Raw genomic sequence first — 14,816 nt, 5'->3', positions numbered from 1 at the left:
AGAAGCATCAGTTAGAGGAGGAGGAAGCATGCCGATCATTCGGATATTTCGGGGCACGGTCCTGGCCGGCCGCGAAAGCGACTGGCAAGATCGGGTCGAGCGTCTTTCGTTACCATGGCTGATGGCGCAGCCAGGCTTGGTCGCACACCACCCCGGTAGGCCGATGCCAGGCAGCGGCCAACGGACGTTCTGCATGTTCATGGTGTGGGAGAACATCGAGGCTGTCGAGAGGGCCTTCGGCCCGAACTGGCAGGCCACGCTTGTCTATCATGGTGACGAGCAGGAGATGATTGAATCGTCCTCGGTAGAGCACTTTGAAGCCTACGGAAGCGTGTAGATCCAGGCCCTCGACCGCACGCCGACTTCATGCTCGTGGCTCCACGCCGTCGGGGGCTTCTTCGCCAAGCTGTCGAGGCGCCGTCTCAGTGTGGCGTCTTCAACTCCGTCGTCGACCTCCATGCCGCCATCAACCGCCAAAAAAAGCAAAACAGTTCGCATGGACCGCCGACTCTGACGAGATCATCGCAGCCGTCATAAGCGCGGCACCAAGTGTTAGATTCCATCCACTAGCTGCTGACGGGTGGCCACGTCGAACCGTCAGTCCGGCAGCGAGATAGTGCCGTCCTCCGCGATCGGAAAGGCCGGATTGTGCGCGACTTCCCAGACATGGCCGTCGGCATCGGCGAAATAGCCATACCAGCCGCCCCAGAAGGCGCGCCCCGCCGGCTTGACGATCCTGCCGCCGGCTTTTTCCGCCATGGCGAGTACCTCGTCGACTTCGGCGTCGGAGCGGGTGTTGTAGGCGAGGTAGACCGCCGACGGCGCCTTGGCGAAGGTGACGCCTGAATCTTCTTCGGCGCTTTGGCGTGGAAACAGACCGAGAATGACGCCCCCCATCTGGAAGAAAGCGACACCGTCGGTAATGCCGGCGTGACGCTTCAGGCCCATCGCCTCGTAAAAGCGCACGGCGCGGTCGAGATCGTCGGTGGCGATGGTGATGATCGAGATGCGCGGTTCCATGTTTTAGTCTTCCGGCCATTCCGGCTTGCGCTTGCCGATGAAGGCGCCGATGCCCTCCTCGGCGTCGCGCGCCAGCATGTTCTCGACCATGACGCGTCCGGTATAGGCATAGGAGTCGGCCAAGCCCATTTCGGCCTGCGCGTAAAAGGCTTCCTTGCCGGTCTTGATCACCAAAGATGATTTGGAAGCAATGGTTTGCGCGTATTTGGTGACGATCTGATTCAGGTATTCGCGCGGCACGACGCGGTTGACCAAGCCGAACTCCTTGGCGGTTGCCGCGTCGATGGTCTCGCCGGTCAGAAGCATCTCCATGGCGTGCTTGCGCGAGACGTTGCGCGACAAAGCCACCATCGGCGTCGAGCAGAACAGGCCGATATTGACGCCCGGCGTGCAGAAGGTGGCCTCGTGCGAGGCAATGGCGAGGTCGCAGCTGGCAACCAGCTGCAGCCCGGCGGCGGTGGCGAGACCATCGACTTCAGCGATTATCGGCAGGGGATGGCGCACGATCGCCTGCATCAGGGCAGCACAAGCCGAAAATGTCTGCTCGAAGAACCCCCTGCCCTTGTCCGGGTCAGCGCGGCGCGCGGTCATTTCCTTGAGGTCGTGGCCTGCGCAGAACACTTTTCCGGACGCCGCCAGGACGACGACGCGGATGAATTTGTTGGTCTTGGCGCGCTCGAGTTCGGCGCTTAGCGCCGCCATGACGGACAGCGACAAGGCATTGGCCGGCGGATTGGCGAGTGTCAGGCGCAGCACGCCCTTGTCCAGCCGGGCCACGACCGGACCTTCGGGCGGCTTGATCGCGACGATTTCGGCCATGGGCCGCTTCTCCCCAGTCGAGTTGGATGACTACAATCTAGTATGCGATCTCCGATCGTCCAACACCTTGAAACCGATGCTGGCACAAGCGACGCACCGATCTGACGCCATCGGCGACGGTTGCAACAGGCACCGGACCACGTTCATACAGGCGCAGATGCCAAGGGGAAACCGACATGCCCGCCCAGGACAATCTCAAACCGGTGCTGACGGCGGCTGAAGTCAATGCGGTGATGGCCAGCGTCTACCCGCAGCTCAACGACGAGTTCACCTTCTATGAAGCGCTGGATGTGTTCCCGGGCGGCTGCACGGTGCGGCTCAATGCCGACGAGCGGCATTTGCGGCCCGGTGGCACGGTGTCGGGTCCGTCGCTGTTCACGCTGGCCGACATTGGCGGCTATGTCTGCGTGCTCAGCCACGCCGGACCGGATGCCCTATCGGTGACCACCAACCTCAATATCAACTTTGTCCGCAAGGCCGAGGCGGGGCCGATCGACGGCCATTGCCGCATCCTGAAGCTGGGCAAGAGCCTGATGGTGTTCGATATCGACATCGTCGCCGGACCGGACGGGCACACGGTGGCTCATGCCACTGGCACCTATTCGATCCCGCCGAAGCGGGCACCATCCTGACGATTGAATTTTCATTCGATGTGTATATATATGCGCATAGGTGACGTTTGTTGGAACGCGACAGCCGCAAGATCGTAAAGCGCCTCAAGGATGAGGGTTTCGAACTGATCTCTGTGCGAGGCTCGCATCACAAATTCCGCAAGGGTCCGATTGTATTGATTGTTCCTCATCCCGAGAAGGATCTGCCAATCGGTACCGCTCGTGCAATCGCCAAGCAGGCAGGCTGGATAAGAACGGGTTGAAGCGTACCGGAGAGACCGCCATGAAGAACTACTTCGCATTGGTCGACAAAGACCCCGACAGTGCATTCGGCATCCGCTTTCCCGATATCCCCGGCTGCTTTTCAGCTGCGGATGAAGCGGAAGATATCGTGCCAAATGCTGTTGAGGCTCTTCAATTGTGGGCGGAAGATATGGCCGTTCCTGAGCCGTCGAGCCACGAAGCGATCCTCGCGCTTCCAGATATCCGCAACGCGCTCGCAGAAGGCGGCTATCTGGTTTCGGTGCCGCTTATCGACAATGACAGCGCCGTCGTCAGAGCCAATGTGACCTTCGAGCGTGGCGTGTTGCGAGCGATCGACGCTGCGGCACGCGAGCGCGGCATAACACGGTCGGCATTCCTCTCCAGCGCAGCGCGAAAAGAAATCGAAGCCAAGCATTAGCCTTGTCGAACCGCCGGCCTGATGTGGTAAAATAATACCTTTTATTTAAGCCTTTGTTTTTGCTATATTTTACGCGCAAACAGACTTTTCCTGTGCCTTGACGCGAAAAGTCCCCTCGCCTATAAGCCTTCTCGAAGCAGCGGCCGCAAAGGCCGCCGTTTTGTTATTGGCGGCGGGCAAGTGCCTTTTGCCAATCCAAGCAACAAGAAACGCCTTCTCCATCATTGGGGCAGGTCCTAACCGAAAGCAGAAAACCATGGCAACCTTTTCGCAGAAGCCTGCGGATGTGGTGAAGAAGTGGGTGCTGATCGACGCCGAGGGTCTCGTCGTCGGCCGTCTCGCCACTGTCATCGCCAATCATCTTCGCGGCAAGCACAAGCCCACCTTCACCCCGCATGTCGACGACGGCGACAACGTCATCGTCATCAATGCCGACAAGGTGGTGTTCACCGGCAAGAAGTTCACCGACAAGGTCTATTACTGGCACACCGGTCACCCCGGCGGCATCAAGGAGCGTACCGCGCGCCAGCTGCTCGAGGGCCGTTTCCCCGAGCGTGTCGTCGAGAAGGCCGTCGAACGCATGATCCCGCGCGGCCCCCTCGGCCGTCGCCAGATGAAGAACCTCCGCGTCTATGCAGGCACGGAACATCCGCATGTCGCCCAGCAGCCCGTCACCCTCGACGTGGCCAAGCTGAACGCCAAGAACAAGAAGGCTTCGTAAGATGGCTGAGCTTTCCTCGCTCGCAGAACTCGGAACGGCTACCGGCAACACCAACACGCAGCCGGCTGCTCCCGTCCATGTCCAGAAGCTCGACAAGTCGGGCCGCGCCTATGCCACCGGCAAGCGCAAGAACGCCATTGCGCGCGTCTGGGTGAAGCCGGGTTCCGGCAAGATCATCGTCAACGACAAGGAATTCGCGACCTATTTCGCGCGTCCGGTCCTGCAGATGATCCTCAACCAGCCGATCATCGCCTCTAACCGCGCCGGCCAGTACGACATCGTCGCCACCGTTGTCGGTGGCGGTCTGTCCGGCCAGGCCGGTGCGGTTCGTCACGGCATCTCCAAGGCGCTGACCTATTACGAGCCGACGCTGCGCGCCGTGCTCAAGAAGGGCGGCTTCCTGACCCGCGACAGCCGCGTCGTCGAGCGCAAGAAGTACGGCAAGGCGAAGGCCCGCCGCAGCTTCCAGTTCTCGAAGCGCTAAGCGCTACGAATTTCCATGTCGAAAAGGCCGCCTCCGGGCGGCCTTTTTGTTTTGGGTCTCGGCAGTCACCCCGCCCGCGCCTTCGGCGCGACCTTCCCATCGTCGAGGGGAGGTAGGGCGCCGCGCTTCAATAGCCGGACGATTGGCCTGGTTTAAGCTGATCAGGACGGATTGTTCTACCGCGGCGCTGGCGCAACCTCCTACCTCCCCTCGATGGGGAGGTCGGCGCGAAGCGCCGGGTCGGGTGACGGCGCCGACCGTGGTGTGGCCGACTTGATGTAATCGATAAAGGCGCGCAGCGGCGCTGGCACCAGACGGCGCCCGGGATAGTAGAGGAACGGGCCTGAAAACTCCTGCCACCACGGCTCCAGCACGGGTTCTAGCGCACCGCTCTCGAAATGCGGACGCACCCAGTCCTCGAAGAGCCACAGAATTCCGACGCCAGCGATTGCCGCATCGACGGCGAGATCGACACCGCCACCGATGCTGACGACCAACGGTCCGGTGGGATCGACCCGCACCACCTCGCCGTCGCGCTCGAATTCCCAAGGCGTCATGACCCCGCTGGGAAAGCGACCACGCACGCACGCATGGCCAAGCAGGTCACGCGGGTGTTGCGGCCGGCCGTGCCGATCAAGATAGGCCGGAGAGGCGGAGGTGGTGAAGCGCTGGACACGGGGGCCGATCGGCACGGCGATCATATCCTGCTCCAGCCGCTCGTCGTAGCGGATGCCGGCATCGCAACTGGCCGTTAGCAAATCGACAAAGTTCTCCTCCGCAATCACCTCCAGCCGGATGGCCGGATAGGCCGCGAGAAATCCCGGAACGATTTTTGGCAGGACCAGCCGCGAGGCGCTGATTGGCACATTGAGGCGCAAGGTCCCGGCTGGTCTGTCGCGAAAGCCGTTCACGACGTCGAGCGAGGCCTCCACCTCACCCAGCGCGGGCCCAAGACGCGCCAGCAGGCTGGCGCCTGCCTCGGTCAGGGCGACACTGCGCGTGGTACGATTGAAGAGCCGCACACCAAGTTGGGTTTCCAGACGACGGATGGCTTCGCTGAGCACTGACGCGCTGCCTGCCGTCACGCGAGCCGCTTCGCGAAAGCCGCCGGCGCGTGCCACGGCCATAAATGCCTGGAGATCGTTGAGATCAGTCGCCATTGTTTTTATTTCCGCACAGGTCGTGCCGATTATACCCGGTTATCAGGACAGCGGCAATGTCCTATCTCACTCGCCGACAGCGAAGGAGAAGCACATGTCCAGTCTAGACAAATCCGGCACATTCACCCTCGGCAGCTACACCGTGAAGCGTCTCGGCTATGGCGCCATGCAACTTGCCGGCCCTCACGTGTTCGGTCCGCCTAGGGATCATGACGCGGCCATAGCGGTGTTGCGCGAGGCGGCGGCGTCGGGGGTCAACCACGTCGACACCTCCGACTATTATGGCCCACACGTCACCAACCTGCTGATCCGCGAAGCGCTGGCGCCCTACCGCCAAAACCTCGTCATCGTCACCAAGATCGGCGCGCGGCGCGGCAACGATGCCTCCTGGCTGCCTGCCTATTCGCCCAAGGAGCTTGAGCAAGCCGTGCACGACAATCTCAGGAACCTTGGACTTGAGGTTCTGGACGTCGTCAATCTGCGCATCATGTTCAGCCCGATGGGCCCGGCCGAGGGCTCGATCGAGGCGCAACTGACAGCGCTCGCCGAGCTGCAGCGCAAGGGCCTCGTGCGTCATATCGGCTTGAGCAACGTCACCCGCGCGCAAGTCGAGGAAGGCCGCCGGATCGCCAAGATCGTCTGCGTGCAGAACCAGTACAATCTGGCGCATCGGGATGACGACGGATTGATCGACGAATTGGCACGCGACGGTATCGCCTACACGCCGTTCTTCCCGCTCGGCGGTTTCAGCCCATTGCAGTCGTCGACTTTGTCGGACGTCGCGGTGCGGCTCGGCGCCACGCCGTTACAGGTTGCGCTCGCCTGGCTGCTCAAGCGCTCGTCGAACATTCTGCTGATCCCGGGGACATCGTCAGTCGGGCATTTGAGGGAGAACCTGGCGGCGGCGGAACTGGAGCTGTCGGATGAGGTTTTGCGGGAGCTGGATGGGGTGGCGAAAGCGGCGTGAGGCTTTTTGCGGGCAGCGCTGTCACCCCACCCGCGCCTTCGGCGCGACCTCCCCATCGAGGGGAGGTAGGAGGTCGCGCTTTACATTCAGCCGATGCTCCGATTCTTCGATAATTCGACAAAGCAAAGTCGAGCGCAGAATTGCCGCGACTCCTACCTCCCCTCGATGGGGAGGTCGGCGCGTAGCGCCGGGTGGGGGTGCAGCGCCGGCGTTGAATTTCTAGTTGATACTCGCCGTATTCGCCGGCTCGGCCGGCCGCGGATCATCCGCGTAACGCACACGAAACCCATTTGCCACCAGCCAGCCAATCGCAACCTTCGGCTCATCGGTCTGGATGATGGTGGCGCCGCGTTCGGCCCAGAAACCGTACGTCTCGGCCGGCAGGCTGGCCGCGACCGCCAGTTCGTCGCCGCGGCCGCCGGAGAGGAAGCCGCCCGGCTTGTTGACGATGGCGTAGGTGTCGGCCCAGATGTGCCAGCCGCCCCGCACCGACACCGCCCGCATGCGAGTGCTGAACAGCGGGCCGCCGGTCTCAGTTAGCGTTTGCGCCCCTGCCCGCCAGTTGATCAGTTCGATGGCGCCCGGCGCAAAAGCCTTGCCGACCTGCTCGGCAAAGGCAGCGTCATGCACCGCGTCGTCGGCGATGATCGGCATGAACTGGAAGCCGCCGCCGGCAGCATCGAGCGTCCCCTTGACGACGTCGATCCGCTGCCGGTTCCACAGGTTCTCCTTGACGATCACCTGTTCGGCCATGCCGAGATCGCGGGCAATGGCGATCATGCCTGGCAGCGCCTGGACATCGAGCTTGTTGTCGAGGTTGATCAGGATCCGATCCCTGGTCGCCAGCAGCATTTCGCGCAGCGTGGAAACCGCCTCATTGGTGACGGCACCGGTGCCTTCGACCACCAGCCTGCAGCGCTTGAGCTCAGCCAGCGTGTAATTGACCACCTCGCCCTTGCAAGTGGTTGTGCGGTCGAGCCAGCTGTCATGCATGACGACGAACTCGCCATCCTTCGAACGCCTGATGTCGACCTCGACGATCTCGGCGCCGATGGCGATGGCGCCTTCGACGGCGGCGAGCGAATTTTCAGCATAGAGCGTCTTGCCGGCCTGCATGCTGCCGGCGCGGTGCGCGGCGACCATGACATGGTCGCGCCACTGGTTGGCGTGCTCGAAGCGGTCGAGGATTTGCCTGGCGCGGGTTTCGCTTGCCGAGGCCTGGCCAGTGAAGGCGGCAAGTGCTGCGCAAAACAGAAGGCAGATGGTCCGCATCGAGAATCGCTCCTTGCCGGATCGACCCCGGGGATAGGCGACGTCAGTGACAGGCCGGTGAACGAAGCCGGCTAGTGGATTGTCGCGCCGCTGCAACAAAGTCGTGCTGAAACCATGCCAGCAGCGCGCCAGAGCAGGATCGAGAAGGGCCTTGCGCCTTGGCGACAAAATCCTGTGTCGCCCCGGGAGAGCGCCACGTCGTTTCGCCAAGCTGTGACTGGCATCTTGCGTGCCGGTTCTGTAGTTGTGGCAGCCCGATGAACAAAGAGGACCCGTAATGGCGAACCAGACCATCGACAACGCCTTCACCGCCCGCTCCAAGACGGGGCCATCCTTCGAGCCGACCTATGCCGGCGCGCTGTCGTTCATGCGGCGCAAATACACCAAGGATGTAAAGGGCGCGGACGCGGTCGTATGGGGCATTCCCTTCGACGCCGCCGTCACCAACCGGCCGGGCGCTCGCTTCGGGCCGCAGGCGATCCGCCGCGCTTCGGCGATCCTCGACAACGATCCGCAATATCCGTTCTCACGCGACCTGTTCGAGCATCTGGCTGTCGTAGACTGTGGCGACTGCCTGCTCGATTCGGGCAATCACCAGAAGACGCCCGGCACGATCGAGCGCGAAGCGGCGAAGATCCTGAAATCGGGCGCTTTCCTGCTCTCGCTCGGCGGCGACCATTTCGTCACCTGGCCGCTGCTCAAGGCGCATGCCGCCATCCACGGGCCGCTGGCGCTGGTGCAGTTCGACGCCCACCAGGACACCTGGCCGGACGACGGCAAGCGCATCGACCATGGCTCGTTCGTCGGCCGCGCCGTCAATGAGGGCATCATCGATCCAGACCGTTCGATCCAGATCGGCATCCGCACGCATGCCCCCGATACATTCGGCATCAAAATTCTCTACGGCCACGAGATCGAGGAAATGCGGGCGTCCGATATCGCCTACGCCATCGTCGACCGCACCGGCGGCAGGAAGACCTACCTGACCTTCGACATCGACTGCCTCGACCCGGCCTTCGCTCCCGGCACCGGCACGCCTGTCGCTGGCGGACCGTCCTCGGCCAAGATATTGTCGACGCTGCGCCAGCTCGGCCAGGTCGATATCGTCGGCGCCGACGTCGTGGAGGTTGCGCCGGCCTACGATCACGCCGATATAACGGCGATCGCCGGTTCGATGGTGGCCATGCACTATCTCGGCCTGGTGGCCGAACGAAAGGCCAGGGCCGAAGAGCTGAACAACGGCAACCATGGCGCGGCGAACCACGGCCAGGGCATCTAGGTTTGAATTAGAACGGAATTTGGCAGGACCATGAAACCGAAAATCTTCATCGACGGCGAACACGGCACCACCGGCCTGCAGATCCGGGCGCTGCTGGCCGAGCGCGGCGATCTCGAGATCATCTCGATCCCGACCGAGCGCCGCAAGGAAACGGCGGCACGCGCCGAATTCCTCAATGCCGCCGATGTCGCGATCTTGTGCCTGCCGGATGCGGCCGCCAAGGAAAGCGTGTCGCTGATTGCCAACGACACCACCAAGGTGATCGACGCCTCGACCGCGCATCGCGTCGCCGAGGGCTGGGAATACGGTTTTGCCGAACTGGACCGGGGACAAGCCAAGACCATCGCCACAGCGAAGCGCGTCGCCAATCCCGGCTGCTGGCCGCAAGGACCGATCGCAACATTGCGGCCGCTGGTGGCGGCAGGCCTGCTGCCGCCGGACTTCCCGGTGACGGTCAATGGCATTTCGGGCTATTCGGGCGGCGGCCGGCCGATGATCGAGGAGTATGTCGCCCAGGGCGAGGATGCCTCGGAATTCCTGCCCTATGGGTTGACCCTGCAGCACAAGCATGTGCCGGAGCTCAGGACCTATGCGAAGCTGTCGCACGATCCGATCATGCAGCCGGCGGTCGGCAATTTCGCCCAAGGCATGATCACGGTGGTGCCGCTGCAGCTCGGCGGCCTCGACCATGTGCCGACCGGGGCCGAACTGCACGCCGCTATCGCCGACCATTTCGCCGCCATCAAGGGCGGCGTGGTCGAAGTGGCGCCCTATGCGCATATGGAGCGCATGCCGGAGATCAATCCGGAGGTCTATAACGGCACCAACCGCATGAAGGTCTATGTCTTTGCCAATGACGATAGGGCGCAGGCGCTGCTGATTGCCGTCTATGACAATCTCGGCAAGGGCGCTTCAGGTGCGGCTGTGCAGAACATGGACCTGATGCTCGGCCTCTAGAGCGTTTCACCGTTTCGTGGAAACCGCGGACCGCTCAATCGCTTTGTTTGGAGCAATTCCGGACGAAAAACCGCTCACACTTTTTCTGGAATTCTGGACCACGCAATCGCCTGGGGTTGCCTGTCGGCCGCATGGCATCATGAAGACGGCAATAGAGTCGACGAAACTCGCGAGCTGGCGGTCGCAGAGGCGGTGCGGAAGGTACGGCTCAGCTTCTGACTGATATCTCGTGCGGCAACGGATAGGCGCCCTTGGTGCCGCGCCAGTGCGCGGCGGCAAAACCCAGCAGGACAAGCGCGAAAGCCTGATGCGTCAGCGCCATGTGCAGCGGCACCTGCATCAACAGCGTACCGATGCCGATCGAGGCCTGGACCAATACCAGCAGGAACAGCAGCGTCGCGCGCCGCGCATGCGTCGTGCCTGGCAGCCGCCGGCGTGTCGCGATCATATGCCAAAGCGCGACGGCAAAGACCGTGTAGGCCCCCAGCCGATGGACGAACTGCACCGTCTTCGGGTTCTCGAAGAAATTGCGCCAGACCGGTTCGAGCAGAAGCAGGTCGCTGGGGACAATCTTGCCGTCCATCATCGGCCAGGTGTTGTAGCTCAGGCCGGCATCGAGGCCGGCGACCAGACCGCCGAGATAGATCTGCACCAGCGCCAACAGCACGATGAAGCCGGCGAGCCGCTGCGTCGACCGATCGGCGGCAGGCTCCGAATGCGGCGCCAGGCCGCGCGCGACGACCATGGTGGCGGTGAAGATCAGGGCCGCAAGCGTCAGATGCGTTGCCAGCCGGTATTGGCTGACGGAAACGCGGTCGACCAGGCCGGAGGCCACCATCCACCAGCCGATGGCGCCTTGCAGACCACCGAGCAGCAGAATGCCGAGCAGTTTTGGCCCAAGGCCGCGCTCGATGCGGCGCGTCGCCCAGAAAACCAGCAGCGGCAAGCCAAAGACGAGTCCGACGCTGCGGGCGAGGATGCGATGCGCCCATTCCCACCAGAAGATCGACTTGAAGGCGTCGAGGCTCATGCCGTTGTTGAGCTCGGCATATTGCGGGATCTTCTGGTAGAGCTGGAATTCCTCCTGCCACTCGGCGTCGTTGAGCGGCGGTATCACACCGTGGAGCGGCTTCCATTCGGTGATCGATAGGCCGGACTCGGTGAGCCTTGTGGCGCCGCCGACCAGCACCAGCGCAAACAGCACCAAAAGCACGACATAGAGCCAGCCGCGCACCAGCGCCCGGTTGGAGAGATCGCGGTCGCGATCCATAGAAGGCGTGGCGGCTGAGATGGCGGCCATGGGCTGGTCCCGGCAGTTGCAAGTGGCGGATTGGTGAACCATCCCAACCCGGCTGACAAGACCGGACGGCGCGGCACGCCGTCGCGCCGCAACTGGCGGGTTGCACAGGCGCCCGGTTGGGCCTAAGCGAAGGCGATCAACGAGAACGCCTCATGCCCATCCGCCTGAAAAAGCTGATCGGAACCTTCCTGCTGGTCGCGCTGGTCATCATCTATGCGCTGGTCGCGTCGATCATAGCGGTGGCGCAGCTATCGGAATCCGGCCCGCTGGTGCATTTCCTGTTCTTCCTGTTCAGCGGCCTGTTCTGGGTGCTGCCGGCGATGGGCATCATCAAATGGCTGATCCTGGAGCCGCGGCCGAAAGGCTGAAAAGCGCCCAGGCTAAATTGTCACGACCATTTTGCCGGCATTGGCCAGCGGCGTCGTTACGCCCGACAACATGGTGCGGATGTGGGCGACGCTCTGGTAGCGGCCATTCACCGAAATGCGCGGCAGCGCGTGCAGGAAGCCGGCATGCTCGGCATGCAGTACGCCATGTCGAGTGGTCACCGCCGAGGCGTAGCCGGCGTCGCGGGCAAAGCCCACTTCGCGGCAGCCGACAGCGCTGGCGTAGCCATAGGGATAAGCGAGATGGCGCGGCTCTTCGCCCAGCTGCGCCTGCAGCTGGCGCCTGACGTCGCCGATCTCATGGCGCGCATCGGCTTCGTCGAGCCGCTTCAGATTGCGATGGTTGACCGTATGCGCGCCGATCGTCACCAGCCTGTGCCCGGCCATGGCGCGTATATCGTCCCAATTCATCAGCGTGCTTGAGCGCAGGCCATCGAGTTCGATGCCGTTCGAGCGCGCGAGATCGCGCAGCGCGGCGCGCTGATCCTCCTCGCGCACCTCAAGCGTCAGGTAAGCGTGCAGGCGCGCATTGGCCTGGAGCTTCTTGCCGTGGGTCGAGCAGTCGATCGAAACCGGACCCTTCGGCGTCGCCAGCGTCAGCCGGTCGCGTGCGTTGACGATGTCCTCGACCACGTCCCACCACAAATCGGCGCTGCCGTCGATCAGGCCCGGCGCGACATAGATGGTGATCGGCGCGTCGTGCTTTTCCAGCACCGGCAGCGCTTCGGTCATGTTGTCGCGATAGGCGTCATCGGCGGTGATGGTGGCGAACTGGCCGTCCTTGCCGCCGGCCTTGATGCGCTCGATCGCCTCGTCGAGCGTGACGAAGGCATAGCCCCTCGCCTTCATGTCGGCGACGAGAGCGTCGAGGAAACGCGGGGCGATGTTGAGATGACGGTTGACGCCGTCGGGCTTCTCCGGCGTGGCGGTGACCCGGTGCAGCATCAGGATGGCGCCGATGCCGCCGACGAAAGGCTTGGCCAGCGGTGCAAGGCCGGTAAAGCGGGCGATGTTAAGCGCCAGTTTCCGAACTGCCTCCCCGCCGTCGATCATTCATTCACCTTTTGCGCCTAGGCTCAATCCAAGCACGGAACGCACCGACGCGAACTCCCTGATCGCGACGAATACGCCTTAAGGATTGAGGTATGGTTGACGCCACCGCGTCATTTGACGGCAATCGGCTCGCCGCAAGCAAGGCGTCCGCGCGCGCAATGGCTGCCGACCGGACCAGCCTGTCGGTGTCGGTCGCCGACGCTGCCGCGCTCGCCTCTTACGGCGAATTCTGCCGTTCCGCGCTGTTTGCGCCGGCGCAGAGCGTCGCCTGGGCCCGTGCATGGACAGCGCAAGCCAATCCGGATGCCGTCGTCGCCACGCTGAAAATCGAGGACCGGCCGGTCTTCTCGCTGGCACTGGAAATCACGCGAACTGGTCCATTCCGCGTCGCCCGCTTCATGGGCGGACGTCATGCCAACGGCAATTTCGCCGCCGCCGATGAAGCCTGGCTGGCAAAGACTGATGCCGGGGCGATCCGCAGGCTGGTGACGGCGATCGGCAAGGCGCGTCCCGACATCGACCTCATTGCGCTGGAAAGGCTGCTGCCCGACCTCGATGGCATTGCCAATCCGTTGGCGGCATTCGCGCATTTCCCCAGCCCCAATTTGTCGCTCGCCGTCGACCTCGATGGTGGTTTCGATGCTTTGCTCTCCCGCGCGAGCGGCAAGCGCAAGCGCAAGAAGCACCGTTCGCAAACGCGCAAGTTCGAGGCTGTCGGCAGTCATCGCCGCATCGAAGCGCGGACACCGGATGAGGTGGACAGGCTGCTCGCTGCTTTCTTCGAGATGAAGGAGTTCCGCTTCGCCAAGATGGGCATCGCCAATGTCTTCGGCGAACCGGAGGTGCGTGCTTTCTTCCGCACCCTGTTCGCCGGCGCGCTGGCCGAGGAGAAACCGGCCTTCGTGCTGCATGGGCTTGAGGTCGCCGGCAAGCTGCGCGCCATCACCGGCTCGAGCCGTTCGGGAAAACGCCTGATCTGCGAATTCGGAGCCATTGCCGAGGACGATCTCGGCCACACCAGCCCCGGCGACTTCCTGTTCTTCGACAACATCCAGGAAGCCTGCGAGACGGGTTTCGAAGTCTATGATTTCTCGGTCGGCGACGAGCCCTACAAGCGCCTCTGGTGCGATATCGAGACCCAGCATTTCGAGGTGCTGGCGCCCTTGACACTGAGGGGACGCGCCCTCGCGTCGGGGCTGCGGGAAGGCGCGCGGGCGAAAGCCTTCATCAAGAACAGCCCGACGATCTGGAAGTTGACCAAGATGCTACGCCGCAAGGCGGCCGGACAGGCAGCGCCCACTTCCACGGACGACGAAAACTAGCGTCAAAAATTGAGAGCTTCGCGGAGCGCGGGACCGGCCCTGACTCGCAGGTCGAGATCTGCTTCTATGTGGTCGATATGGTGCAGCATCAGTCGGCTTGCCAAGCCGGAGTCGCTCCTCTCCAGCGCGCCGACAATTTCCGTATGCTCGCTATGCCCGCAGGCCGAAACGCCAGACCGTCCGTAAAGGGCGATGACCAGGGACGAACGCGCCACCAGTTCCTCCATGAAGCGCTGCAGGATGGCATTGCCGGCGACTGAGGCGAGCAGCAGATGGAAATCGCCCGATGCCTTGATTTCGGACCGCCTCGCGGTCGGGCCGCGCTCGGCGATGAAGCGGCCTTCCTCGTCGAGTTGCGCACGGAACGCGGCGACATCGGCGGCTGTGACCCGCCCGCAAGCAGCGATCGCGATGCCCGGCTCGATCAGCCGGCGCGAGGCGAACACCTGGCGTGCTTCCTCGGGCGACGGGTTGGCAACGAAGGCGCCACGGTTGCGCTCGGTACGCACCAACCCCTCGAAGGACAGCATCTGCAGCGCCGCGCGCGCGACGGTGCGCGAGACGTCGAACAGCGTGCCGACCTCGCCTTCCGACAGCTTGGTACCTGGCGCCAGCCGCCGGTCGACGATGGCGTCGCGCAGATTGTCGCGGATCGCCTGGGCGCGATCCTGATTGGCGCTGTCGGCTGCGGAATAGATCTGGTCGGCAATGTTCATGGCGATGATGGTTCCCGCCCCCTTCTAGCGCGACTCGTCGTCTGCGCACGAGAGGCAATGTGGACAC

18 protein-coding genes and 2 pseudogenes are annotated in these 14,816 nt (G+C 63.2%); 13 read left to right on the top strand and 7 right to left on the bottom strand.

From position 1 onward, the window contains the following. The first annotated feature begins 28 nt into the window (after nucleotides 1-28). Both FJV77_RS17600 and FJV77_RS17595 read left to right on the top strand, forming a co-directional pair. Nucleotides 29-337, top strand: coding sequence for a hypothetical protein (locus tag FJV77_RS17600; protein ID WP_142868041.1), 309 nt, complete (start codon nucleotides 29-31; stop codon nucleotides 335-337). Between the two features lie 21 nt (nucleotides 338-358). Next, a pseudogene (locus FJV77_RS17595) lies at nucleotides 359-570 on the top strand (IS630 family transposase); the annotation flags it as partial. Nucleotides 571-597: 27 nt separating this feature from the next. Here the strand turns inward: FJV77_RS17595 and FJV77_RS17590 are convergent. Then, nucleotides 598-1,020: a VOC family protein gene (locus tag FJV77_RS17590; protein ID WP_142868040.1), complete on the bottom strand. Its 423-nt coding sequence runs from the start codon at nucleotides 1,018-1,020 to the stop codon at nucleotides 598-600. Nucleotides 1,021-1,023: 3 nt separating this feature from the next. Further along, nucleotides 1,024-1,839, bottom strand: coding sequence for an enoyl-CoA hydratase (locus FJV77_RS17585; protein ID WP_142868039.1), 816 nt, complete (start codon nucleotides 1,837-1,839; stop codon nucleotides 1,024-1,026). A 176-nt stretch (nucleotides 1,840-2,015) separates the two neighbouring features. On the opposite strand from FJV77_RS17585, the gene FJV77_RS17580 reads away from it, so the two are divergent. From FJV77_RS17580 to rpsI, 5 genes are all read left to right on the top strand, one after another. Next, entirely contained in the window at nucleotides 2,016-2,471 is a 456-nt protein-coding gene (locus FJV77_RS17580; protein ID WP_142868038.1) for a PaaI family thioesterase, read from the top strand. A 50-nt stretch (nucleotides 2,472-2,521) separates the two neighbouring features. Next, entirely contained in the window at nucleotides 2,522-2,713 is a 192-nt protein-coding gene (locus FJV77_RS17575; RefSeq protein ID WP_142868037.1) for a type II toxin-antitoxin system HicA family toxin, read from the top strand. Between the two features lie 20 nt (nucleotides 2,714-2,733). Beyond that, a complete protein-coding gene (locus FJV77_RS17570) occupies nucleotides 2,734-3,132 on the top strand; it encodes a type II toxin-antitoxin system HicB family antitoxin (protein ID WP_142868036.1) in 399 nt (132 codons plus the stop codon). Between the two features lie 256 nt (nucleotides 3,133-3,388). Next, the gene (gene rplM / locus FJV77_RS17565; protein ID WP_142868035.1) at nucleotides 3,389-3,853 is read left to right on the top strand and encodes a 50S ribosomal protein L13; all 465 of its coding nucleotides are present in this window, start codon (nucleotides 3,389-3,391) and stop codon (nucleotides 3,851-3,853) included. Between the two features lies 1 nt (nucleotide 3,854). After that, nucleotides 3,855-4,337 (top strand): 30S ribosomal protein S9, encoded by a 483-nt coding sequence (gene rpsI / locus FJV77_RS17560; protein WP_142868034.1) that lies wholly within the window; start codon nucleotides 3,855-3,857, stop codon nucleotides 4,335-4,337. Between the two features lie 200 nt (nucleotides 4,338-4,537). On the opposite strand, the gene FJV77_RS17555 is transcribed toward rpsI, so the two are convergent. After that, complete coding sequence (locus FJV77_RS17555; RefSeq protein WP_142868033.1) at nucleotides 4,538-5,497, bottom strand: LysR family transcriptional regulator; 960 nt, start codon at nucleotides 5,495-5,497, stop codon at nucleotides 4,538-4,540. Nucleotides 5,498-5,591: 94 nt separating this feature from the next. On the opposite strand from FJV77_RS17555, the gene FJV77_RS17550 reads away from it, so the two are divergent. Further along, a complete protein-coding gene (locus tag FJV77_RS17550) occupies nucleotides 5,592-6,464 on the top strand; it encodes an aldo/keto reductase family oxidoreductase (protein ID WP_142868032.1) in 873 nt (290 codons plus the stop codon). Nucleotides 6,465-6,683: 219 nt separating this feature from the next. On the opposite strand, the gene FJV77_RS17545 is transcribed toward FJV77_RS17550, so the two are convergent. Next, on the bottom strand, nucleotides 6,684-7,736 hold the full coding sequence (locus FJV77_RS17545; protein ID WP_142868031.1) for a glycerophosphodiester phosphodiesterase family protein: 1,053 nt from the start codon (nucleotides 7,734-7,736) through the stop codon (nucleotides 6,684-6,686). A gap of 277 nt (nucleotides 7,737-8,013) precedes the next feature. On the opposite strand from FJV77_RS17545, the gene speB reads away from it, so the two are divergent. The 3 genes and pseudogenes from speB to FJV77_RS32940 all read left to right on the top strand — a co-directional run. Further along, nucleotides 8,014-9,015 (top strand): agmatinase, encoded by a 1,002-nt coding sequence (speB, locus tag FJV77_RS17540; RefSeq protein WP_142868030.1) that lies wholly within the window; start codon nucleotides 8,014-8,016, stop codon nucleotides 9,013-9,015. A 30-nt stretch (nucleotides 9,016-9,045) separates the two neighbouring features. Then, nucleotides 9,046-9,972 (top strand): N-acetyl-gamma-glutamyl-phosphate reductase, encoded by a 927-nt coding sequence (gene argC, locus FJV77_RS17535; protein ID WP_142868029.1) that lies wholly within the window; start codon nucleotides 9,046-9,048, stop codon nucleotides 9,970-9,972. A 90-nt stretch (nucleotides 9,973-10,062) separates the two neighbouring features. Then, nucleotides 10,063-10,191 (top strand): annotated as a pseudogene (locus tag FJV77_RS32940) (3'-kinase); the annotation flags it as partial. Here the strand turns inward: FJV77_RS32940 and FJV77_RS17525 are convergent. Further along, on the bottom strand, nucleotides 10,181-11,272 hold the full coding sequence (locus FJV77_RS17525) for a COX15/CtaA family protein (protein ID WP_142868028.1): 1,092 nt from the start codon (nucleotides 11,270-11,272) through the stop codon (nucleotides 10,181-10,183). The pseudogene FJV77_RS32940 and the gene FJV77_RS17525 sit on opposite strands and share 11 nt — an antisense overlap. A 152-nt stretch (nucleotides 11,273-11,424) precedes the next feature. On the opposite strand from FJV77_RS17525, the gene FJV77_RS17520 reads away from it, so the two are divergent. Further along, a complete protein-coding gene (locus tag FJV77_RS17520) occupies nucleotides 11,425-11,640 on the top strand; it encodes a DUF2842 domain-containing protein (RefSeq protein ID WP_142868027.1) in 216 nt (71 codons plus the stop codon). A gap of 12 nt (nucleotides 11,641-11,652) precedes the next feature. Here FJV77_RS17520 and FJV77_RS17515 read toward each other — a convergent pair whose 3' ends face one another. Further along, the gene (locus tag FJV77_RS17515) at nucleotides 11,653-12,711 is read right to left on the bottom strand and encodes a polysaccharide deacetylase family protein (protein ID WP_142868026.1); all 1,059 of its coding nucleotides are present in this window, start codon (nucleotides 12,709-12,711) and stop codon (nucleotides 11,653-11,655) included. Nucleotides 12,712-12,803: 92 nt separating this feature from the next. Here FJV77_RS17515 and FJV77_RS17510 point away from each other — a divergent pair, with 92 nt between their 5' ends. Then, the gene (locus FJV77_RS17510) at nucleotides 12,804-14,033 is read left to right on the top strand and encodes a GNAT family N-acetyltransferase (protein WP_142868025.1); all 1,230 of its coding nucleotides are present in this window, start codon (nucleotides 12,804-12,806) and stop codon (nucleotides 14,031-14,033) included. Nucleotides 14,034-14,035: 2 nt separating this feature from the next. Here FJV77_RS17510 and FJV77_RS17505 read toward each other — a convergent pair whose 3' ends face one another. Then, on the bottom strand, nucleotides 14,036-14,749 hold the full coding sequence (locus tag FJV77_RS17505) for a GntR family transcriptional regulator (protein ID WP_142868024.1): 714 nt from the start codon (nucleotides 14,747-14,749) through the stop codon (nucleotides 14,036-14,038). Nucleotides 14,750-14,816 lie beyond the last annotated feature (67 nt).

This window comes from Mesorhizobium sp. WSM4306, from assembly GCF_007003975.1.
GTDB lineage: Bacteria > Pseudomonadota > Alphaproteobacteria > Rhizobiales > Rhizobiaceae > Mesorhizobium.
Note: the sequence above shows the minus strand (reverse complement) of the source record. Positions and strands in the feature narration are given on the sequence as shown.